This is a genomic window from Pseudomonas sp. MLB6B (genome assembly GCF_054508135.1).
Window position 1 is genome coordinate 1,572,368 of sequence record NZ_CP199313.1, and the last position, 16,767, is coordinate 1,589,134.

General features: G+C 63.8%; 14 protein-coding genes. 8 read left to right on the plus strand and 6 right to left on the minus strand.

The window, feature by feature from the left end; all coding sequences use genetic code 11:
• Nucleotides 1-21 precede the first annotated feature (21 nt).
• The gene (locus tag ACSMEV_RS06785) at nt 22-3,867 is read right to left on the minus strand and encodes a sensor domain-containing protein (RefSeq protein ID WP_459207748.1); all 3,846 of its coding nucleotides are present in this window, start codon (nt 3,865-3,867) and stop codon (nt 22-24) included.
• Between the two features lie 238 nt (nt 3,868-4,105).
• Between ACSMEV_RS06785 and ACSMEV_RS06790 the strand changes: the two genes are divergently transcribed.
• From ACSMEV_RS06790 to gdhA, 3 genes are all read left to right on the plus strand, one after another.
• A complete protein-coding gene (locus ACSMEV_RS06790) occupies nt 4,106-4,534 on the plus strand; it encodes a hypothetical protein (protein ID WP_459207749.1) in 429 nt (142 codons plus the stop codon).
• A gap of 162 nt (nt 4,535-4,696) precedes the next feature.
• Nucleotides 4,697-6,364 (plus strand): energy-dependent translational throttle protein EttA, encoded by a 1,668-nt coding sequence (gene ettA, locus ACSMEV_RS06795; protein ID WP_459208299.1) that lies wholly within the window; start codon nt 4,697-4,699, stop codon nt 6,362-6,364.
• A gap of 243 nt (nt 6,365-6,607) precedes the next feature.
• Nucleotides 6,608-7,948 (plus strand): NADP-specific glutamate dehydrogenase, encoded by a 1,341-nt coding sequence (gene gdhA / locus ACSMEV_RS06800; RefSeq protein ID WP_459207750.1) that lies wholly within the window; start codon nt 6,608-6,610, stop codon nt 7,946-7,948.
• A 15-nt stretch (nt 7,949-7,963) separates the two neighbouring features.
• Here gdhA and ACSMEV_RS06805 read toward each other — a convergent pair whose 3' ends face one another.
• The 4 genes from ACSMEV_RS06805 to ACSMEV_RS06820 all read right to left on the minus strand — a co-directional run bounded on the left by ACSMEV_RS06805 (nt 7,964) and on the right by ACSMEV_RS06820 (nt 11,440).
• Nucleotides 7,964-8,455: a GreA/GreB family elongation factor gene (locus tag ACSMEV_RS06805; RefSeq protein WP_459207751.1), complete on the minus strand. Its 492-nt coding sequence runs from the start codon at nt 8,453-8,455 to the stop codon at nt 7,964-7,966.
• Between the two features lie 81 nt (nt 8,456-8,536).
• A complete protein-coding gene (locus tag ACSMEV_RS06810) occupies nt 8,537-8,893 on the minus strand; it encodes a hypothetical protein (protein ID WP_459207752.1) in 357 nt (118 codons plus the stop codon).
• 129 nt (nt 8,894-9,022) lie between these two features.
• Entirely contained in the window at nt 9,023-10,876 is a 1,854-nt protein-coding gene (locus ACSMEV_RS06815) for an Lnb N-terminal periplasmic domain-containing protein (protein WP_459207753.1), read from the minus strand.
• 75 nt (nt 10,877-10,951) lie between these two features.
• A complete protein-coding gene (locus ACSMEV_RS06820; protein WP_459207754.1) occupies nt 10,952-11,440 on the minus strand; it encodes a DUF3015 domain-containing protein in 489 nt (162 codons plus the stop codon).
• A gap of 238 nt (nt 11,441-11,678) precedes the next feature.
• Here ACSMEV_RS06820 and ACSMEV_RS06825 point away from each other — a divergent pair, with 238 nt between their 5' ends.
• The 5 genes from ACSMEV_RS06825 (at nt 11,679) to ACSMEV_RS06845 (ending at nt 16,354) form a co-directional block, all read left to right on the plus strand.
• Nucleotides 11,679-14,117, plus strand: a complete 2,439-nt coding sequence (locus tag ACSMEV_RS06825; protein WP_459207755.1) for a Lon protease family protein — start codon at nt 11,679-11,681, stop codon at nt 14,115-14,117.
• A gap of 164 nt (nt 14,118-14,281) precedes the next feature.
• Entirely contained in the window at nt 14,282-14,620 is a 339-nt protein-coding gene (locus ACSMEV_RS06830; protein WP_296265560.1) for a PA4575 family protein, read from the plus strand.
• Between the two features lie 125 nt (nt 14,621-14,745).
• Nucleotides 14,746-15,234 carry a TIGR00645 family protein gene (locus tag ACSMEV_RS06835; protein WP_296265561.1) on the plus strand — a complete coding sequence of 163 codons (489 nt, stop codon included), beginning with the start codon at nt 14,746-14,748 and terminating at the stop codon, nt 15,232-15,234.
• A gap of 111 nt (nt 15,235-15,345) precedes the next feature.
• Nucleotides 15,346-15,651 carry a DUF6482 family protein gene (locus tag ACSMEV_RS06840; protein WP_313741340.1) on the plus strand — a complete coding sequence of 102 codons (306 nt, stop codon included), beginning with the start codon at nt 15,346-15,348 and terminating at the stop codon, nt 15,649-15,651.
• Between the two features lie 85 nt (nt 15,652-15,736).
• Nucleotides 15,737-16,354 (plus strand): FKBP-type peptidyl-prolyl cis-trans isomerase, encoded by a 618-nt coding sequence (locus tag ACSMEV_RS06845; RefSeq protein ID WP_459207756.1) that lies wholly within the window; start codon nt 15,737-15,739, stop codon nt 16,352-16,354.
• Between the two features lie 61 nt (nt 16,355-16,415).
• Here ACSMEV_RS06845 and ACSMEV_RS06850 read toward each other — a convergent pair whose 3' ends face one another.
• Nucleotides 16,416-16,664 (minus strand): PA4570 family protein, encoded by a 249-nt coding sequence (locus tag ACSMEV_RS06850; RefSeq protein ID WP_459207757.1) that lies wholly within the window; start codon nt 16,662-16,664, stop codon nt 16,416-16,418.
• Nucleotides 16,665-16,767: the final 103 nt, after the last annotated feature.

The following is a 16,767-nucleotide window of genomic DNA, read 5'->3' on the forward strand; positions in this document are numbered from 1 at the left end:
TCGCATGCAGGCCCGACCCCATCAGCCCAACATGAACAGCGTTTCGTTGCTGAACTGCGCTTCGAACTGGTTGGCCGGCATGGGCCGGCCGAACAGGTAGCCCTGCACCTCGTCGCAGTCGTGTTCGCGCAGGAATTCCAACTGCTCGTGGGTCTCGACGCCTTCGGCGATCACCGCGAGGTTCAGGCTGTGGGCCATGGCGATGATAGCGCGGGCGATCTGCGCGTCCTGCTCGCCGGAGGGCAGGCCGTCGACGAAGGTGCGGTCGATCTTCAGCACGTCGATGGGGAACTGTTTGAGGTAGTTGAGCGAGGAATAACCGGTGCCGAAGTCGTCGACGGCAATGCTCAAGCCCAGCTGCTTGAGGCTGTCGAGGATCTGCATCGCCTCGTTCACCTCGCGCATCAGAATGCTTTCGGTCAGCTCCAGCTCCAGGCACGCCGGCGGCAGGCCGCTTTCCTTGAGGATGGTGGCGATGCGCGTGCCCAGCTGGCCGTCGGAGAACTGTCGCGCCGAGAGGTTGACCGACACCTTCGGCACGCGTACCCGCGCCCTGCGCCAGGCCATGAGCTGCCGGCTGGCCTCGCGCAACACCCAGTCGCCGACGTCGACCACCAGCCCTAGCTCCTCGAGCACCGGAATGAAATCGCCTGGCGGCACCAGCCCGCGCCGTGGATGGCGCCAGCGCAACAGCGCCTCGGCGCCGGTCAGGCGCTTGCCGTCGCCGCTGAACTGCGGCTGGTAATAAAGGATGAATTCGTTCTGTTCCAGGGCATGACGCAGGTCGCTTTCCAGCTCCAGGCGTTCCAGGGCGCTGGCGTTCATGTCGGCCTGGTAGAACTGGAAGTTGTTCTTGCCGCGCTCCTTGGCGTGGTACATCGCCGTGTCGGCGTTCTTCATCAGCTGGCTGAGCTCACTGCCGTCCTGCGGGCTCAGGGCGATGCCGATACTGGCGGTGACGAAAAACTCGCGGTTCTCCAGCACGAATGGCCGTACCAGGCTGGCGAGGATGTTTTCGGCCACATGGATCGCGCGGTTGAGCGACGCTTCGCGGGTCGGCTTGGGTTGCAGCAGCAGGGTGAACTCGTCGCCGCCCATGCGCGCCACGGTGTCGTCGTCGTGCACGCAGGCCAGCAGACGCTCGGCCATGTCCTTGAGCATGCGGTCGCCGGCGGCATGGCCCAGTGAGTCGTTGATCGGTTTGAAGCGATCCAGGTCGAGGAACATCAACACCACCCAGGACGTGCTGCGCTGGGCCTGTTGCAGTGCGGTGTGCAGGCGGTCCTGGAACAGCGTGCGGTTGGGCAGGTGGGTCAGGGCGTCGTAGTAGGCCAGGCGGTGGATGCGCTGCTCGCTGGCCTTGCGTTCGCTGATGTCGGTGAAGAAGCACACGTAGCTGGCCAGGTCGCCTTCGTCGTCGAATACCGCCGTCACACCGACCCAGGCCGGGTAATGCTCGCCGCTGCGGCGCTTGAGCCACACTTCGCCTTCCCAGCTGCCGCGCTGGTGCAACTGCTTGAGGACATAACGCAGGTGCGCCTCCTGCTGGCTGTCGACCACCAGCATGATCGGCAGTTGGTCGAGCACGTCGCTCACGGCGTAGCCGCTGACCCGGCTGAAGGCCTCGTTGGCCTGCACGATGTAGCCGGCCGGGTCGGTGATCAGAATGGCCGAGGTGGAGTGCTCGAAGACCGTGGCGGCCATGCGCAGGTCTTTCTCGGCGCGGCGCTGCTGGCTGATGTCGCGGCCAACGCCGAGGATGCCCTCGAAGCCGCCGTGCTCGTCCCAGACCAGGACCACGCGCAGCTCGATGGGGATCTTGCGGCCGTCGGCGCGCAGGCAGTCGAACAGGAACAGCTGGGTCGGCAGTTCCAGGCGTAGGTGCTCGAGCTGTTCGGCGTCGTCCAGCGCGTGGGTGACTTGCTCCAGCAGGCGCAACACGCCGCTGAGCTGGGCCGGGTTGGCGATGGTCGATTGCCAGCCGTTGTCGAACACCCAATCCACTTCGTAACCGAGCACCACCTGCACCGAGGGGCTGATGTAGTTGAGCTGCAGCTGGCCATCGGTGGAAAAGATCACGTCGCTGATGCTTTCGGCCAGCATGCGGTAGCGCTGTTCGCTGTCGCGCAGCGACTCGCTGGCTTCGATCTGCACCGTGACATCTTTGCCCACGCCGATGATGCGCATCACCTGGCCCCGGTTGTCATGGGTCAGCACCTGCTCGCGGATGTCGTAGCAACGCCAAGTGCCGTCCTGATGGCGGAAGCGCGTCTGGTAGTGCAGGGGTTGGTTCTTGCCGGCTTCACGGTGGTGCCAGCGTTGCGCTCGGTACTGCTCGGCGTCTTCGGGATGCATCAGCAGTTCCCAGAAACGGTCGCCCATCTGCGCCAGTTCCGCGCGGGTGTAGCCCAAGGTCTGGCCCAGGTGGCGGTTGCTGAAGATCATCTGCTGGCTTTGCACGTCCTGCACATAGAGCTGGTCGGGCACCGTGCGCACCACGTCCGACCAGAAGCTTTCGCGTTCGAGCAGCGACAGCTCGACTTGTTTGCGGCTGGTGATGTCGCTGATGCTGAGGATCACGGCCTGATAATCACGTGGCTCGGGCAGCCGCACCATCAGCCACAGGTGCAGTTCGCCGGTATCGGGCGCGGGCAGGCGCACCTCCAGCTCCAGTTGCTCGCGCTGGTCGAGCACCGCGTAAATCAGTTGCATGCCGATGCTGTCGCGCTCGTCGATCGAACTTTCGATCAGACGGCGCCAGGTGCTTTCGTTGGAGTCGACACCGAGCAGCCGGCGCGCCACCTGATTGGTTTCGGTGATCCTCAGCTCTTGCAGCAGGGCGCGGCGCAGGTTGGGGTCCAGCGCCAGGCTGTGCTTCAAGGCCGCGCGGTTGCCGACATGGTGGCGCTGCAACTGGCCGGGCAGGTTCGACAGGTCGAGCACGCACAGGGCAACGCCCGTGCCTTCGAAAATGTCGTGGTAGCGGCGGCGGTCGGCCTGCAAGGCGCGTTGGCGACGACGCAGGTTGAACAGCGCCAGCACCGGCAGGCAGGCGCACAGCACGACCAGCAGGTATTTGCCGATCAGCGCCGGGAGCAACTGCGCACGCGCACGCTCGGTGTCGAACACCCCACGCAACTGCCAGGGGCTGTGGGCGAGAAAACTGAGCATGACGCTGTCCAGTCGGCCCTGTTCCAGGCTGGCGCCACCGGTATCGGGGTGGCCCAGCAACACCTGCGCGTCGCGGCTGTTTTCCAGGAGCCACAGCGAATCCTTGGCGCCTTGCAGGCGCTGGCTGAGGGTGTGCAGGTATTCGCCCGACAGGCGCAGCAGCCAATAGCCGCCCGCACTGGCCGAGGGCAGCATGGGCTGTTGCAGCAGGAGGTAGAGGGTCTGGCCGTCAGAGCTGTTGGCGTAGAAGAAATCCTGCCCCTTGCCCAGCGCGAATGCAGTATGCAGTGCATCGCCGTCCAGGCGCGACGAGGCGCTGTCGAGCTGAACCTGACCGCTTGCGTCCAGCCAGGCCACGCTTTGGAGCGCCGGCAGCTTCTGCCGCCAAGCCTTGACCAGCGCCGGCAGGGCGGCAGGTTCTGGTGTCTGGGCATGGGGTTGCATCAGGTTGATGGCCTGCTGCGCCTGCAGCGCCATGTTCAATTCCAAGTGCTCGGCAAGCTCTGCACTGGCGCTCAGACTCTGCTCGCGCTGCTCGGCCAGGGTGGCGTAGAACTGCGCGGACAGCTGCCAGGCGAGCAAGCCCAGCAGCACCAGCACGATCATGGCCAGGGCACCCTTGAGCGACCCGCCCAAAGGCTTGGCGGATGCGGGATTGCCCGATGTAGGGGCGGGCGGTGGTGTGGTGATAGTCAAGCGCTCATCCTGCGAAAGGGCTGGCAAGGGCAGGGCATGGAAAAGCTGTCGGGCAGACCGCTGAGGTGATCCAGTGGCCGGCGCACTATAGTCCGCAATCGGGGAGGGCGCCCGGCGTGCGCGGCATTATGGCAAAGTGCTACGACTCTGTCCCGCCGTCCTGTCGGTTCGGCAGACGCCGCTGGGTATGCGAGAATGCCGGCCGTTTCAATGCCTGTGCTTTACGGAGATACCCGGTTTGGTTACCCACTATTCCACCAACGGCCTGCAGGCCGCCTGCGGCCGCACCGCGCAAACGCTGGTCAGCACTGGCGTGAGCGAGCAGGTGTCGTGCAAGTCGTGCCAGCGCACGCTGCTCAAGCCGACCGCAGTCAGCGTCGCCAAGTCGCCGTCTCTGGCCGAGCTGCGCAAGCAAGCCAAGGCCGCCACGACTTGCGCCGCGCCCGACGCGAGCGCGCCGCAGCGCCCTCCAGCGGCTCCGACCCAAGCCCGTGTGGTACCTGTGCCGGCCGCCACCGTGCCGGCCGAGACCGTGCAGACCACCGCTATACCCGCCGCACCGGCCGAGCGCGCCGCAGGCTTCAGCGTCAAGGCGGCTTGGGCCGCCAAGCTGACGGCGCAAGGCCACCGCGCGCCGCGTGGCAAGCTGCGCAAGGCCCGCAGCTGAATCGAGCGGGTGGCGATGCCCGGCACGCCTGCCCGTCTGTGCAACGTCGCGACTTGACGTAGAATGGCGCACTTTGTTCCACGACATCTCCTTTACCGCCAGCCCGGGCCACCGCCTGCGCTGGCGTCGATGTCCTTACCTATATAGAGAGAGGGCTTGGTTTTGGCTCAATACGTCTACACCATGCATCGGCTGAGCAAGGTCGTGCCGCCGAAGCGCGAAATCCTCAAGAACATCTCGCTGTCGTTCTTCCCGGGCGCCAAGATCGGCGTGCTCGGCCTCAACGGCGCGGGCAAGTCGACCCTGCTGCGGATCATGGCTGGGGTCGACAAGGAGTTCGACGGCGAAGCCCGTCCGATGGCCGACATCAACGTCGGCTACCTGCCCCAGGAGCCACAGCTCGACCCGAGCAAGACCGTGCGCGAAGTGGTCGAAGAGGCCGTCAGCGTGATCAAGGACGCCCAGGCCCGCCTGGACGAGGTCTACGCCGCCTACGCCGATCCGGACGCCGACTTCGACAAGCTGGCCGCCGAACAGGCCAAGCTCGAAGCCATCCTCCAGGCCGCCGACGGCCATAACCTGGAGCGTCAGCTCGACGTCGCCGCCGACGCCCTGCGCCTGCCGGCCTGGGACGCGAAGATCGAACACCTCTCCGGTGGCGAGAAGCGCCGCGTGGCGCTGTGCCGTCTGCTGCTGTCGGCCCCCGACATGCTGCTGCTCGACGAGCCGACCAACCACCTGGACGCCGACTCGGTGGCCTGGCTCGAGCGCTTCCTGCACGACTTCCCCGGTACCGTGGTGGCCATCACCCACGACCGTTATTTCCTCGACAACGTCGCCGGCTGGATTCTCGAGCTCGACCGCGGCGCTGGCATCCCATACGAAGGCAACTATTCCGGTTGGCTGGAGGCCAAGTCCGACCGACTGGCGCAGGAATCCAAGCAGCAGAGCGCCCATGAAAAGGCCATGAAGGAAGAGCTGGAGTGGGTGCGCAAAGGCGCCAAGGCCCGGCAGGCCAAGTCCAAGGCGCGCCTGCAGCGCTTCGAGGAACTGCAATCGCAGGAATTCCAGAAGCGCAGCGAGACCAATGAGATCTACATTCCGGCCGGGCCGCGCCTGGGCGACAAGGTCATCGAGTTCAAGAACGTCTCCAAAGGCTACGGCGACCGCGTGCTGATCGATAACCTGTCCTTCGCCATGCCCAAAGGCGCCATCGTCGGCGTGATCGGCGGCAACGGCGCCGGTAAGTCGACCCTGTTCCGCATGCTCATGGGCAAGGAACAGCCCGATTCGGGCAGCATCGAGATCGGCGAAACCGTGCAGCTGGCCTGCGTCGACCAGAGCCGCGAAGACCTCGACGGCAGCAAGACGGTGTTCCAGCAGGTGTCCGACGGTTCCGACCAGATCCGCATCGGCAACTACGAGATTCCGTCGCGTACCTATGTCGGGCGTTTCAACTTCAAGGGCGGTGACCAGCAGAAGTTCGTCAAGGACCTTTCCGGTGGTGAGCGTGGCCGCCTGCACCTGGCCCTGACCCTGAAGGAGGGCGGTAACGTACTGCTGCTCGACGAACCGTCCAACGACCTCGACGTCGAAACCCTGCGTTCCCTGGAGGAAGCGCTGCTGGACTTCCCTGGCGCCGCCATCGTGATTTCCCACGATCGCTGGTTCCTGGACCGCGTGGCGACGCACATCCTGGCCTACGAAGACGACTCCAACGTGGTCTTCTTCGAAGGCAACTACACCGAGTACGAAGCCGACCGCAAGAAACGCCTGGGCGATGCCGCCGCGCAGCCGCACCGGGTTCGGCACAAGAAGCTGGCACAGTAAGAAGCCGGCAGTTGCACAAGAATGGGGCCCTTCGAGGCCCCATTTTCGTGCTTGAGTGAAAACAGTCGAGCGCTCTAAGTGGGGAGTTGTCAGGCTTAAAAATTTAACATCTTGTATACATTTATATAAAACGCACCATTTATTTTCATAAAAACGACATCCTGCCCTATTGCTGTGCGAAGGCTTCTTGTTAGAGTCGGGCAAAAACCAACAAGTCCGATCCCCTTTGGTGAGATGTCTAGCATGATCGAATCCGTCGACTCCTTCCTGGCCCGCCTGCAACAACGCGACCCTGGCCAACCCGAATTCCATCAAGCCGTCGAAGAAGTGCTGCGCAGTCTTTGGCCGTTTCTCGAAGCCAACCCGCATTACCTGCAAGCGGGCATTCTCGAACGTATGTGCGAGCCCGAACGTGCGGTGCTGTTCCGGGTATCGTGGGTCGACGACCAGGGCAAGGTGCAGGTCAACCGCGGTTTCCGCATCCAGATGAGCAGCGCCATCGGTCCCTACAAGGGCGGCCTGCGTTTCCACCCGTCGGTGAACCTCAGTGTGCTGAAATTCCTGGCCTTCGAGCAGGTGCTGAAAAACTCGCTGACGTCCTTGCCCATGGGCGGTGGCAAAGGTGGTGCGGACTTCGATCCCAAGGGCAAGAGCGATGGCGAAGTCATGCGCTTCTGCCAGGCCTTCATGAGCGAGCTGTACCGCCACATCGGCGCAGACGTCGACGTGCCGGCCGGTGACATCGGTGTGGGTGGGCGCGAAATCGGTTTCCTGTTCGGCCAGTACAAACGCCTGGCCAATCAGTTCACCTCGGTGCTCACCGGCAAAGGCATCAACTACGGCGGCAGCCTGATCCGCCCCGAAGCCACCGGTTACGGCTGCGTGTACTTCGCCGAAGAAATGCTCAAGCGCAAGCAGTCGAGCTTCGACGGCCAGCGCGTGGCCATCTCGGGTTCCGGCAATGTCGCGCAGTACGCAGCGCGCAAAGTCATGGACCTGGGCGGCAAGGTCATCTCGCTGTCCGATTCGCAAGGCACGTTGTACTGCGAGTCGGGCCTGAGCGAAGCGCAGTGGGAAGCGGTGATGGAACTGAAGAACGTCAAGCGCGGGCGCTTGAGCGCATTGGCCGGCGAATTGGGCTTGGAGTTCCGCAAGGGGCAGACGCCTTGGTCGCTGCCCTGCGACATCGCCTTGCCCTGCGCCACGCAGAACGAACTCGACGCCGAGGCAGCGCGTACCTTGCTGGCCAACGGCTGCGTGTGCGTGGCCGAAGGCGCGAACATGCCGACCACCCTGGAGGCTGTGGATCTGTTCATCGACGCTGGCATCCTCTTCGCACCGGGCAAGGCCTCCAACGCCGGTGGCGTGGCTGTGTCAGGGCTGGAAATGTCGCAGAACGCCATGCGCCTGTTGTGGACGGCCGGGGAAGTGGACAGCAAGCTGCACGGCATCATGCAGTCGATCCACCATGTCTGCGTGCATTACGGCGAAGAGGCCGACGGCAGCGTCAACTATGTCAAGGGCGCCAACATCGCCGGCTTCGTCAAGGTGGCCGACGCCATGTTGGCGCAGGGCGTGGTGTAGCCACGCCGAGGTACGTCATAGCTCGATCGCGACGATTTCGATCAGCAGATCGCCCGCCGGTCGTTTCCAGGTCACTTCATCGCCCGGGGCTGCACCCAGCAGCGCCTGGCCCAAGGGCGAACCCCAGTTGACCAGGCCACGCGTAGCGTCGGCCTCGTCTTCGCCCACCAGACGCACCTGCTGCTGGTGATCCTGCTCGTCGGCGAAGGTGACACGGCTGCCGATCTGTACCTTGTCGGTCGAAGTGGGCGTCGGTACGGGCTGCGCACTCAGTACCCGCGCGGTGAAATAGCGCAGGTCGCTTTCGTTGTCGGCCAGGCGCTGCTGGTCGGCGCGCTCGCCCTGGGCTTGCAGCTCGCGGCGTTCGGCATTGAGCGCTTCCACCCGTGCCTGCAATTGTGCGAGGCCGTCTGCGGTGACGTAATTGGTCTGCTCGCTGATACGCCGCTCTACAGGCTGGCTGGCCTGTGCGGCGGCGTGGTCTTCGTTGACGAATGCTCGGCTCATGTGGCCCTCCTTTGCAGTGGGACCGTGGCGAGTGGCCGGTCGTTTCAGTCGATGTCCGACAGGACTTACGTCTGAAAGGGTCTAGTCGTGACGAAAGGCGCGGGCGTTGTCGCGGTTCTTTTCCCGTTGCCAGTCGCGATCGCGCTCGTTCCCATAGGGCTCGCGCTCATCGCGCAGATTCTGCCCGGCTTGCAGGCTCTGGCATTGGCGAAAGCCGTCGTCCCAACCGGTTTCATACTGGGGCTCGGCCAGATAGCGCGGCACGTTCTTGCGAAAATCCCCCACCCTCAGCCCGGCTGCATGGCGGCCACTGCCGCAGCCATCCTGATAACCGTCGGCGTAGGCAGGCGGGTAACCGTCCTTGAGCATCTGCTCATGAGTCGATTGGCAACCGCCGAGTAGCATCGCTATACACAACCCGAGCCAATACCGCGCCATAGCCACGATCTCCACGTTATGGGGTCAGTGTAGGCGCGGGAGTGTGAGGGCGAGGTCAAAAGAATGTCGAATTGCCATTAATCTCGACAGAGCCCGAGGGCGCGAGCCCCCAGGTTGGCCGGCAGCGAATCAGTAGTGGTACCACTTCATCTCCAGCATCACCTCGTTCTGCGCCGAGGCCAGGTGGCTGAATTCGCGCTTGGCGCTCAGGCGTAGGCCCAGGTTGCGTGAAATTTCCCACTGCTGGTTGAGGCTCAGGCTACGGCGCACTTCGCCGTTGGTGAAGAAGTCGCTCTTGGCTTCCAGGCTCAAGTTGCCCAGGCCGTTGCGCCACAGCACGCCGCTGTTGAAACCGGCTGCGGGCGAGATGAACTCGGCGAAGTCGTTATGGTGTTCGACCCGCACGGTGCCCAAGGCGAAGCCCAGCACATCCCCGCCCAACTGCCAGGTACCGCCTGCGCCGCCGTTGACGTGGCTGACCAGCACTTCGTCGCCATGCTTGCCCGGTACCCGTTCCAGGCCGCCGGCCACTTGCCACGACCAAGGCTTGAGCAGGTCGTTGCGCGGTGTCAGCGAGCGGATGGTGGCCAAGTCCAGGCGTTGCACCTGCCAATCGTTGCCCTCGTACTGGCGCACTTTGAGCTGGAGGATTTCGATCTGCGCCCCCAGCGGAAAGCCGTAGGCGTTGTCGTTCAGGTCGTGGTAGGCCATGCGCAGGCCGTATTCGGCGTAGGCGCGATCGTCGCGGGTGCCCAGGCCCAGTTGCCAAGTGCGCGACTCGTGGCCCTCTTCGGGCAAACCGGGTTTTTCGATGTCCAGTGGCGGCGGCGGGTTGCGGTTGATCGCCCGCAGCAGCTCGAAGCTGCGCGCAGCCTGCGCCGGGTCGCGCTCCTGGCCGTTGGCGCGGTAGCGCTCCAGGCGGTAGGCCGCGTCTTGCACCAGGGCTTGGCGCTCGCGGGGCAGGGCGGCGAAGGCCGGGCTTTGCAAGTGCTGGGTGTCGGCGCTCAGGGCCAACACTTGCAGGGTTTCTTCGGCTTCGAGCGGTTCGGCTCGTGCCAGCAGTTCGCGCTCGCGCGAGGGGCGGTAACGGGTGTCGGCTACCAGGCCCGCCTGCTTCACCGCCTTGACGGTGTCGGTGGGGATGGCGGTGAGCGGGAACTGCGAGGTCAGGTCCAGGCTCGGCCGTGCCACCTGCAGCAGTTCCAGTAGGCGATACGAGCAGTTTTCGTCGAAGAAGAAGTAATCGAACTGCACCTGCTTGAGTTCCCAGACGTGCTCGACCATGCGTCCGGTTTCCTCGGGCGTAAGGTTCAGCTGGTACTCCCACAGGTCACGGTTTTCCAGGCTGCGGTATTCCGACAGCTTGGCCTGGTAGGGCATCAGCGCGAACAGGCCCGGATAGCCACCGGCCAGGCCTTTCCAGGCGTACAGGATGCTGTTGTCGCTGCCTTCGATGTAGGCACCGAAGTTGATGGCATAGCTGAGCAAGGATGTCTTGTTGCTGTGTGTGTCGGCCTGGTCGATGCGCAGCAGGGTGTGGCCGAACATCGACGACGGGCTGTTCAGGTAGGCCGCCGGAAAGATCAGCGCGGCGCTGTGCGGCGCGACATCGTCGTACCAGGCTTTATAGTCGCCGCACTTGGGTTGCGGCAGATCGTGCAGGTTCAGTTGCTCGCGCAACCAGCGGGTACGTGCCGGAAATACGCATTGGGCATGTTGGTTGCCCAGGCTCGCCGAAGCGTAGAGCGCCTCCACCGTGGCGCTCAGTTCGCGCTCGGGGTGATGTGCGCCGTCTGCGGCGAGAAAGAATTTGGGATCGTCGACATAGCTGCGCCAGCCGCCTAGCTTGCCGCTTTCGTAGTGCCCCAGGGCAACCCAGTAAGGCTGCGCGGCGAGCTGTTGTGCGCGGGTTTGGTCGATGTGGGAAGCGGCATGCAGCGGGGTGCTGACGCTGAGCGCCAGGAGCGAAAGGCGTTTGAGCATGTCGGGCAACTAGTCAGGAGGGTGCCGATAGAATGCACGAACCCGCCCTGTCGTGCAGGGCGGGTTGGGCAGGACTCAAGCTTCGGTAGCGTACTTGGCCAGTTGCGGGTCGTTTTTCAGGACCGCGAGGGTGTTGGTGTGAACGGTTTCAGCATTGGCATCGGCGCTGCTGAAGATCTGCTGGAAATGGTCGTGGGTGACGGCCGCGAAGCGCTCGCGATCCTGTGGCGCCACGCCCAGTACCACGGCGTAGGTGGTCAGGGCTTCGCCCTGGCCTTGCGCCATGTCTTCGGACAGCTCGTTCATCATGCCATTCATGGCCAGCCAGGATTTGCCGCCGTAGGTCAGCGAAGCTTTGGTCGAGCAGCCGTTGGTGCCGGAGGTCATGCCGAAGGTGGCGTTGCCGGAAGTACCGTTGGTGGTGGAAGCCAGGAAGTGGGCTGGGGTGCCGCGCTGGCCTTCGAACAGCATGTTGCCCCAACCGCAGTTCGGGCCGCCTGGCGCTTCGGCCATGGCGTTCAGCGATGCAGCAGCAAACAGGGTACCCAGAAGAATCCGTTTCATAGCATTGTTCTCTTTTTCGTGGACGTTCCAATGGTCGGAGCCCGGCACTTGAGCGCCAAGCCGGGGAGGTATTGATCCTCCCGCGCAGTTTGGAGTTTAGGCAGTGTGTAAAGGTTGCGTGGTCATGTAGGAAAAATTTACCGTTGCAACGCTGCGACATAAAGTCCCGGCGAGCCTTGCCAGCGGCGCGCGGCGAGCCCCAGAATGGCCCATCGCCCCGCCGAAGTAAGGAAGCCCAATGCCCGATCCTGTTGCCTCGCGCCTGCGTCTGGCGCCGCAAGCCCTGACCCGGCGTTTCTCCGCTGAACAGTTCGCCTTCTCCACCACCGACGACCTCGAACCCTTCCGGGGAGTGCTCGGCCAAGAGCGCGCCGTCGAGGCCCTGCAGTTCGGCGTGGCCATGCCGCGCCCGGGTTACAACGTCTTCGTCATGGGCGAGCCGGGCACCGGCCGCTTCTCCTTCGTCAAGCGCTACCTCAAGGCCGAGGGCAAGCGCCAGAAGACCCCGGCCGACTGGGTCTACGTCAACCATTTCGAAGACCCGCGCGAGCCGCGCGCGCTGGAGTTGCCCTCCGGCACTGCGGGCGCGTTCGTCGCCGACATGCACGGCCTGATCGACAACCTGCTGGCCACCTTCCCGGCAGTGTTCGAACACCCGTCCTTCCAGCAGAAGAAGGGTGCCATCGACCGCACCTTCAACCAGCGCTACGACCAGGCTCTGGACATCATCGAACGTGCCTCGCTGGAAAAGGACATCGCGCTGTACCGCGACAGCAGCAACGTCGCCTTCACCCCCATGGCCGACGGCAAGGCGCTCGACGAAGCCGAGTTCGCCCAACTGCCCGACGAGGTGCGCGAGCGCTTTCATCAGGACATCGCCGCTCTGGAGGAACGCCTCAACGACGAACTGTCGAGCCTGCCGCAATGGAAGCGCGAGTCGAACAACCAGTTGCGCCAGCTCAACGAAGAAACCATCACTTTGGCCCTGCAACCTCTGCTGGCGCCGCTGTCGGAAAAGTACGCGGAAAACGCAGGTGTGTGCGCCTACCTGCAATCGGTGCAGTTGAACCTGCTGCGCACGGTCATCGAACAACTGGTCGAAGACAGCAAGACCGACGCCGTGGCGCGCAAGCTGCTGGAAGACCAGTACGTTCCGAGCCTGGTCGCCGGCCATGACGGCAACAGCGGCGCACCGGTGGTGTTCGAGCCGCACCCGACCTACGACAACCTGTTCGGGCGCATCGAATACAGCACCGACCAGGGCGCGTTGTACACCTCCTACCGGCAGCTGCGCCCCGGTGCGCTGCACCGCGCCAATGGCGGCTTCCTGATCCTCGAAGCGGAAAAGATGCTCAGCGAGCCTTTCGTCTGGGACGGCCTCAAGCGCGCCTTGCAGTCGCGCAAGTTGAAGATGGAGTCGCCATTGGGCGAGCTTGGCCGTGTGGCCACCATCAGCCTGACCCCGCAGATGATCCCGCTCGACGTGAAGCTCGTGATCATCGGTTCGCGCCAGCTCTACTATGCGCTGCAAGACCACGATTCGGACTTCCAGGAGATGTTCCGAGTACTGGTCGACTTCGACGAAGACATGCCCATGGTCGACGAGAACCTGGAGCAGTTCGCCCAGTTGCTGCGCACCCGCACCAACGAAGAGGGCATGGCCGCGTTGACCAGCGACGCGGTGGCGCGGCTGGCCACCTACAGCGCGCGTCTGGCCGAGAACCAGGCGCGGCTGTCGGCGCGCATCGGCGATCTGTTCCAACTGGTCAGCGAGGCCGACTTCATCCGCCAACTGGCCGGCGACAGCATGACCGACGCCGGCCACATCGAGCGTGCCCTGCGCGCCAAGGCCACGCGCACCGGCCGGGTGTCGCAACGGGTGCTAGACGACATGCTCGCCGGCATCATCCTGATCGACACCGACGGGGCCGCGATCGGCAAGTGCAACGGCCTGACCGTACTGGAAGTGGGCGACTCGGCCTTCGGCATGCCGGCGCGGATTTCCGCCACGGTGTATCCGGGCGGCAGCGGCATCGTCGACATCGAGCGCGAGGTCAACCTGGGCCAGCCGATCCACTCCAAGGGGGTGATGATCCTCACCGGTTACCTGGGCAGCCGCTATGCCCAGGAATTCCCCCTGGCGATTTCCGCGAGCATCGCGCTGGAGCAGTCCTATGGTTATGTGGATGGCGACAGCGCCTCGCTGGGCGAGGCCTGCACGCTGATCTCGGCCCTATCGCGCACGGCACTCAAGCAGTGCTTCGCCATCACCGGTTCCATCAACCAGTTCGGCGAAGTGCAGGCGGTCGGCGGCGTCAACGAGAAGATCGAAGGCTTCTTCCGCCTCTGTGAAGCACGCGGGCTGACCGGCGAGCAGGGTGTGATCATCCCGCGCGCCAACGTCGCCACGCTGATGCTCGACGAGCGTGTGTTACAAGCGGTGGAGGCAGGACAGTTCCATGTCTATGCCGTCAGCCAGGCCGACGAGGCCTTGAGCCTGCTGGTCGGCGAAGAAGCCGGCGCGCCGAACGAGCAGGGCGAGTTCCCTGAGGGCAGCGTCAACGCCCGCGTGGTCGAGCGCCTGCGTTTCATTGCCGAAATGGTCAGCGAGGAAGACATCAAGGAGGCGGAAAAAGAACGTTTGGAAGACCTGGTGGCGCAAGGCAAACCTGCCTGAGTCAAGAAACCGGCGCTGGAGGCGATGTTCTACCGTTCGGCGCCGGTTTTCCAGCTTTGCGATGGGCTCGACTACGCTGATATTCAGAGCGGCTCCAGCCTCTGAGACTAAACCGGCTGGCTCGCTCGTGTCCCAATCCGGTGTTTTCCAGAGGGGCCGCCACCATGCGCAACCTCAGTCTCACTCGCCAGTGCCTAGGCCTGGTCACCCGCATCGAATGCTCCATCCGCCCCTTGGCCGGCGACACGGGTATGTGGACGCTGCTGTTCGCCGCCGGCATGGCGGGCGAACAACCCTCGGCCATCAAGGCGCAAGGGCCGTTCCATGGCCCGGCGGTGGCCGAGTCGGTGCTGAACGCCATCGTCGACAGCCTGACCTTGCACGGTTATCAGGTCACCGAAGACCCGCCCATCTGGTGCCTGCACCTGCAAGCCCAACTGCGCAAGATCAACGGCGAGCGTTGCAGCAACCTGGGCGATTATCAGTTCCGACCCGAGACATAAACGGTCGCATATTCGCTGGTCCAGCGACCGCCAGCAGGCGTTCGATTGCCTTGGATCAGGCTTTTGCTGTCACGGGCGGCTGGCTATACTCGCGCACGCTTTCCCCCACCTCACGAGTCGCCCCCATGGAACGTTTGCTTGAAAACGCGATGTACGCCTCCCGTTGGCTACTCGCGCCGATCTACTTTGGCCTGTCGTTGGGCTTGCTGGCTCTGGCCTTGAAATTCTTTCAGGAGATCGTCCATGTCCTGCCCAATGTCTTCGATATGGCCGAGGCCGACCTGGTGCTGGTCATCCTGTCGCTGATCGACATGTCGCTGGTCGGCGGTTTGCTGGTGATGGTGATGTTCTCCGGCTACGAGAACTTCGTCTCACAACTGGACATCGACGAAGGTAAGGAAAAGCTCAGCTGGCTGGGCAAGATGGACTCCACCTCGCTGAAGATGAAGGTGGCCGCGTCCATCGTGGCGATCTCTTCCATCCACCTGCTGCGGGTGTTCATGGATGCGCAGAACATTTCGCCGCAATACCTGATGTGGTACGTGATCATCCACATGACCTTCGTGGTCTCGGCGTTCGTCATGGGTTACCTCGACAAGCTGACCAAGCACTGAAACCCAGCGCCCGCCGTGCACCGGACCAGCGGTGCGCGGCGGTGCTTGTGCTTTTCTCCCCGCTGTACGAAGAATGCGCACTCTGGTCGAATTTTCCGATGAGGTGTGCCTATGAATCTGCAGCAACTTCAGACCGAGGCCGTTGCCGGCCGCATCGAAGAAATCAACGTGATCGGCATCGAAGGCGGGGATTACCTGCTCGAAGCCTGCATGGCAGGTAAACCGCATCCGCTTGCCGATGCCAACGGCGAACGCCTGCGGGTACGCTCGGTGACCGAGGCCCGCGAACTGCTGCAGAACGTGCCCGTGGAGTCGATGTTCCTGGTGCATTGGTCGGTACACGACGAGATGTGCGGCATGGGTGTGCGCCCCGAGCAAGACCTCAAGGTGGCCATCTCGCCCCGTCCGACCTGGTAGCTGATTCGCCGCCGAGGTGTGCTAGGCTGCTCGCCCTTCATCACCCCAGGGCGTGGCAGTCGCACGTCCGTAGCGGAGCAAACCCATGTCCGAACTCAACCTGTCCACCGACGAAACCCGCGTCAGCTACGGCATCGGCCGTCAGTTGGGCGGCCAACTGCGCGACAACCCGCCACCGGGCGTCAGCCTCGAGGCCATCGTCGCTGGCTTGACCGACGCCTTCAACGGTGCCGACAGCCGCGTCAACGAGGCCGACCTGTCGGCCAGCTTCAAGGTCATTCGTGACGTGATGCAAGCCGAAGCGGCTGCCAAGGCCGAAGCGGCCGCCGGTGCCGGCAAGGCTTTCCTGGCCGAGAACGGCCAGCGCGAAGGCATCATCACCCTGCCTTCGGGCCTGCAATACGAAGTCATCAACACCGGCGACGGCGCCAAGCCGGGCCGCGAAGACACCGTGCGCACCCACTACCACGGCACCCTGATTGACGGCTCGGTGTTCGACAGCTCCTACGAGCGCGGCCAGCCTGCCGAATTCCCGGTCGGCGGCGTCATCGCCGGTTGGACCGAGGCGCTGCAACTGATGAACGCCGGCAGCAAATGGCGTCTGTACGTACCGAGCGAATTGGCCTACGGCGCTCAAGGCGTGGGCAGCATCGCCCCGCACAGCGTGCTGATCTTCGACATCGAGCTGCTCGACGTCCTGTAACACGCTGCACGCGCGAGGCGCCCACGGGCGCTTCGCCGCTTCTCGCCCCTCCTTCCCTCGTTCAATGCCCCCACTGCGCACCGACCGGGCGCAAGGCCCTGGCATAGCAGAACAGAAACAGGTTTCGTACCAACTCCTTGAGCACCACCGGCTCGCTGGAATTCAGACCGCTCAGGTCCAGATCGCCTTGTTCGCGTAATTCGTCGATGGCCTCCTGCTCGAGCACGGCGCAGACTTCGCCGGTCTCGCGGTGCAGTATGCGCAGGTAGGGGTGTGGGCGGTCGAGCCAGGCGTCGATGAGGTAGGTCATGGCAGAGGTCTCCTTGGAAATCATTTCCAATGAGAATAATTCTTATTATCAAAATAGCAAGCGCCTATTGGCGGAATTTCTCTTTCCGGTATAGGCATCCCGT

Excerpts from the sequence above, each read along its gene's own strand:
- gdhA (WP_459207750.1), top strand. The coding sequence starts at position 6,608 with ATGATCGAATCCGTCGACTCCTTCCTGGCCCGCCTGCAACAACGCGAC.
- ACSMEV_RS06805 (WP_459207751.1), bottom strand. The coding sequence starts at position 8,455 with ATGAGCCGAGCATTCGTCAACGAAGACCACGCCGCCGCACAGGCCAGC.
- ACSMEV_RS06810 (WP_459207752.1), bottom strand. The coding sequence starts at position 8,893 with ATGGCGCGGTATTGGCTCGGGTTGTGTATAGCGATGCTACTCGGCGGT.
- ACSMEV_RS06815 (WP_459207753.1), bottom strand. The coding sequence starts at position 10,876 with ATGCTCAAACGCCTTTCGCTCCTGGCGCTCAGCGTCAGCACCCCGCTG.
- ACSMEV_RS06820 (WP_459207754.1), bottom strand. The coding sequence starts at position 11,440 with ATGAAACGGATTCTTCTGGGTACCCTGTTTGCTGCTGCATCGCTGAAC.
- ACSMEV_RS06825 (WP_459207755.1), top strand. The coding sequence starts at position 11,679 with ATGCCCGATCCTGTTGCCTCGCGCCTGCGTCTGGCGCCGCAAGCCCTG.
- ACSMEV_RS06830 (WP_296265560.1), top strand. The coding sequence starts at position 14,282 with ATGCGCAACCTCAGTCTCACTCGCCAGTGCCTAGGCCTGGTCACCCGC.
- ACSMEV_RS06835 (WP_296265561.1), top strand. The coding sequence starts at position 14,746 with ATGGAACGTTTGCTTGAAAACGCGATGTACGCCTCCCGTTGGCTACTC.
- ACSMEV_RS06840 (WP_313741340.1), top strand. The coding sequence starts at position 15,346 with ATGAATCTGCAGCAACTTCAGACCGAGGCCGTTGCCGGCCGCATCGAA.
- ACSMEV_RS06845 (WP_459207756.1), top strand. The coding sequence starts at position 15,737 with ATGTCCGAACTCAACCTGTCCACCGACGAAACCCGCGTCAGCTACGGC.
- ACSMEV_RS06850 (WP_459207757.1), bottom strand. The coding sequence starts at position 16,664 with ATGACCTACCTCATCGACGCCTGGCTCGACCGCCCACACCCCTACCTG.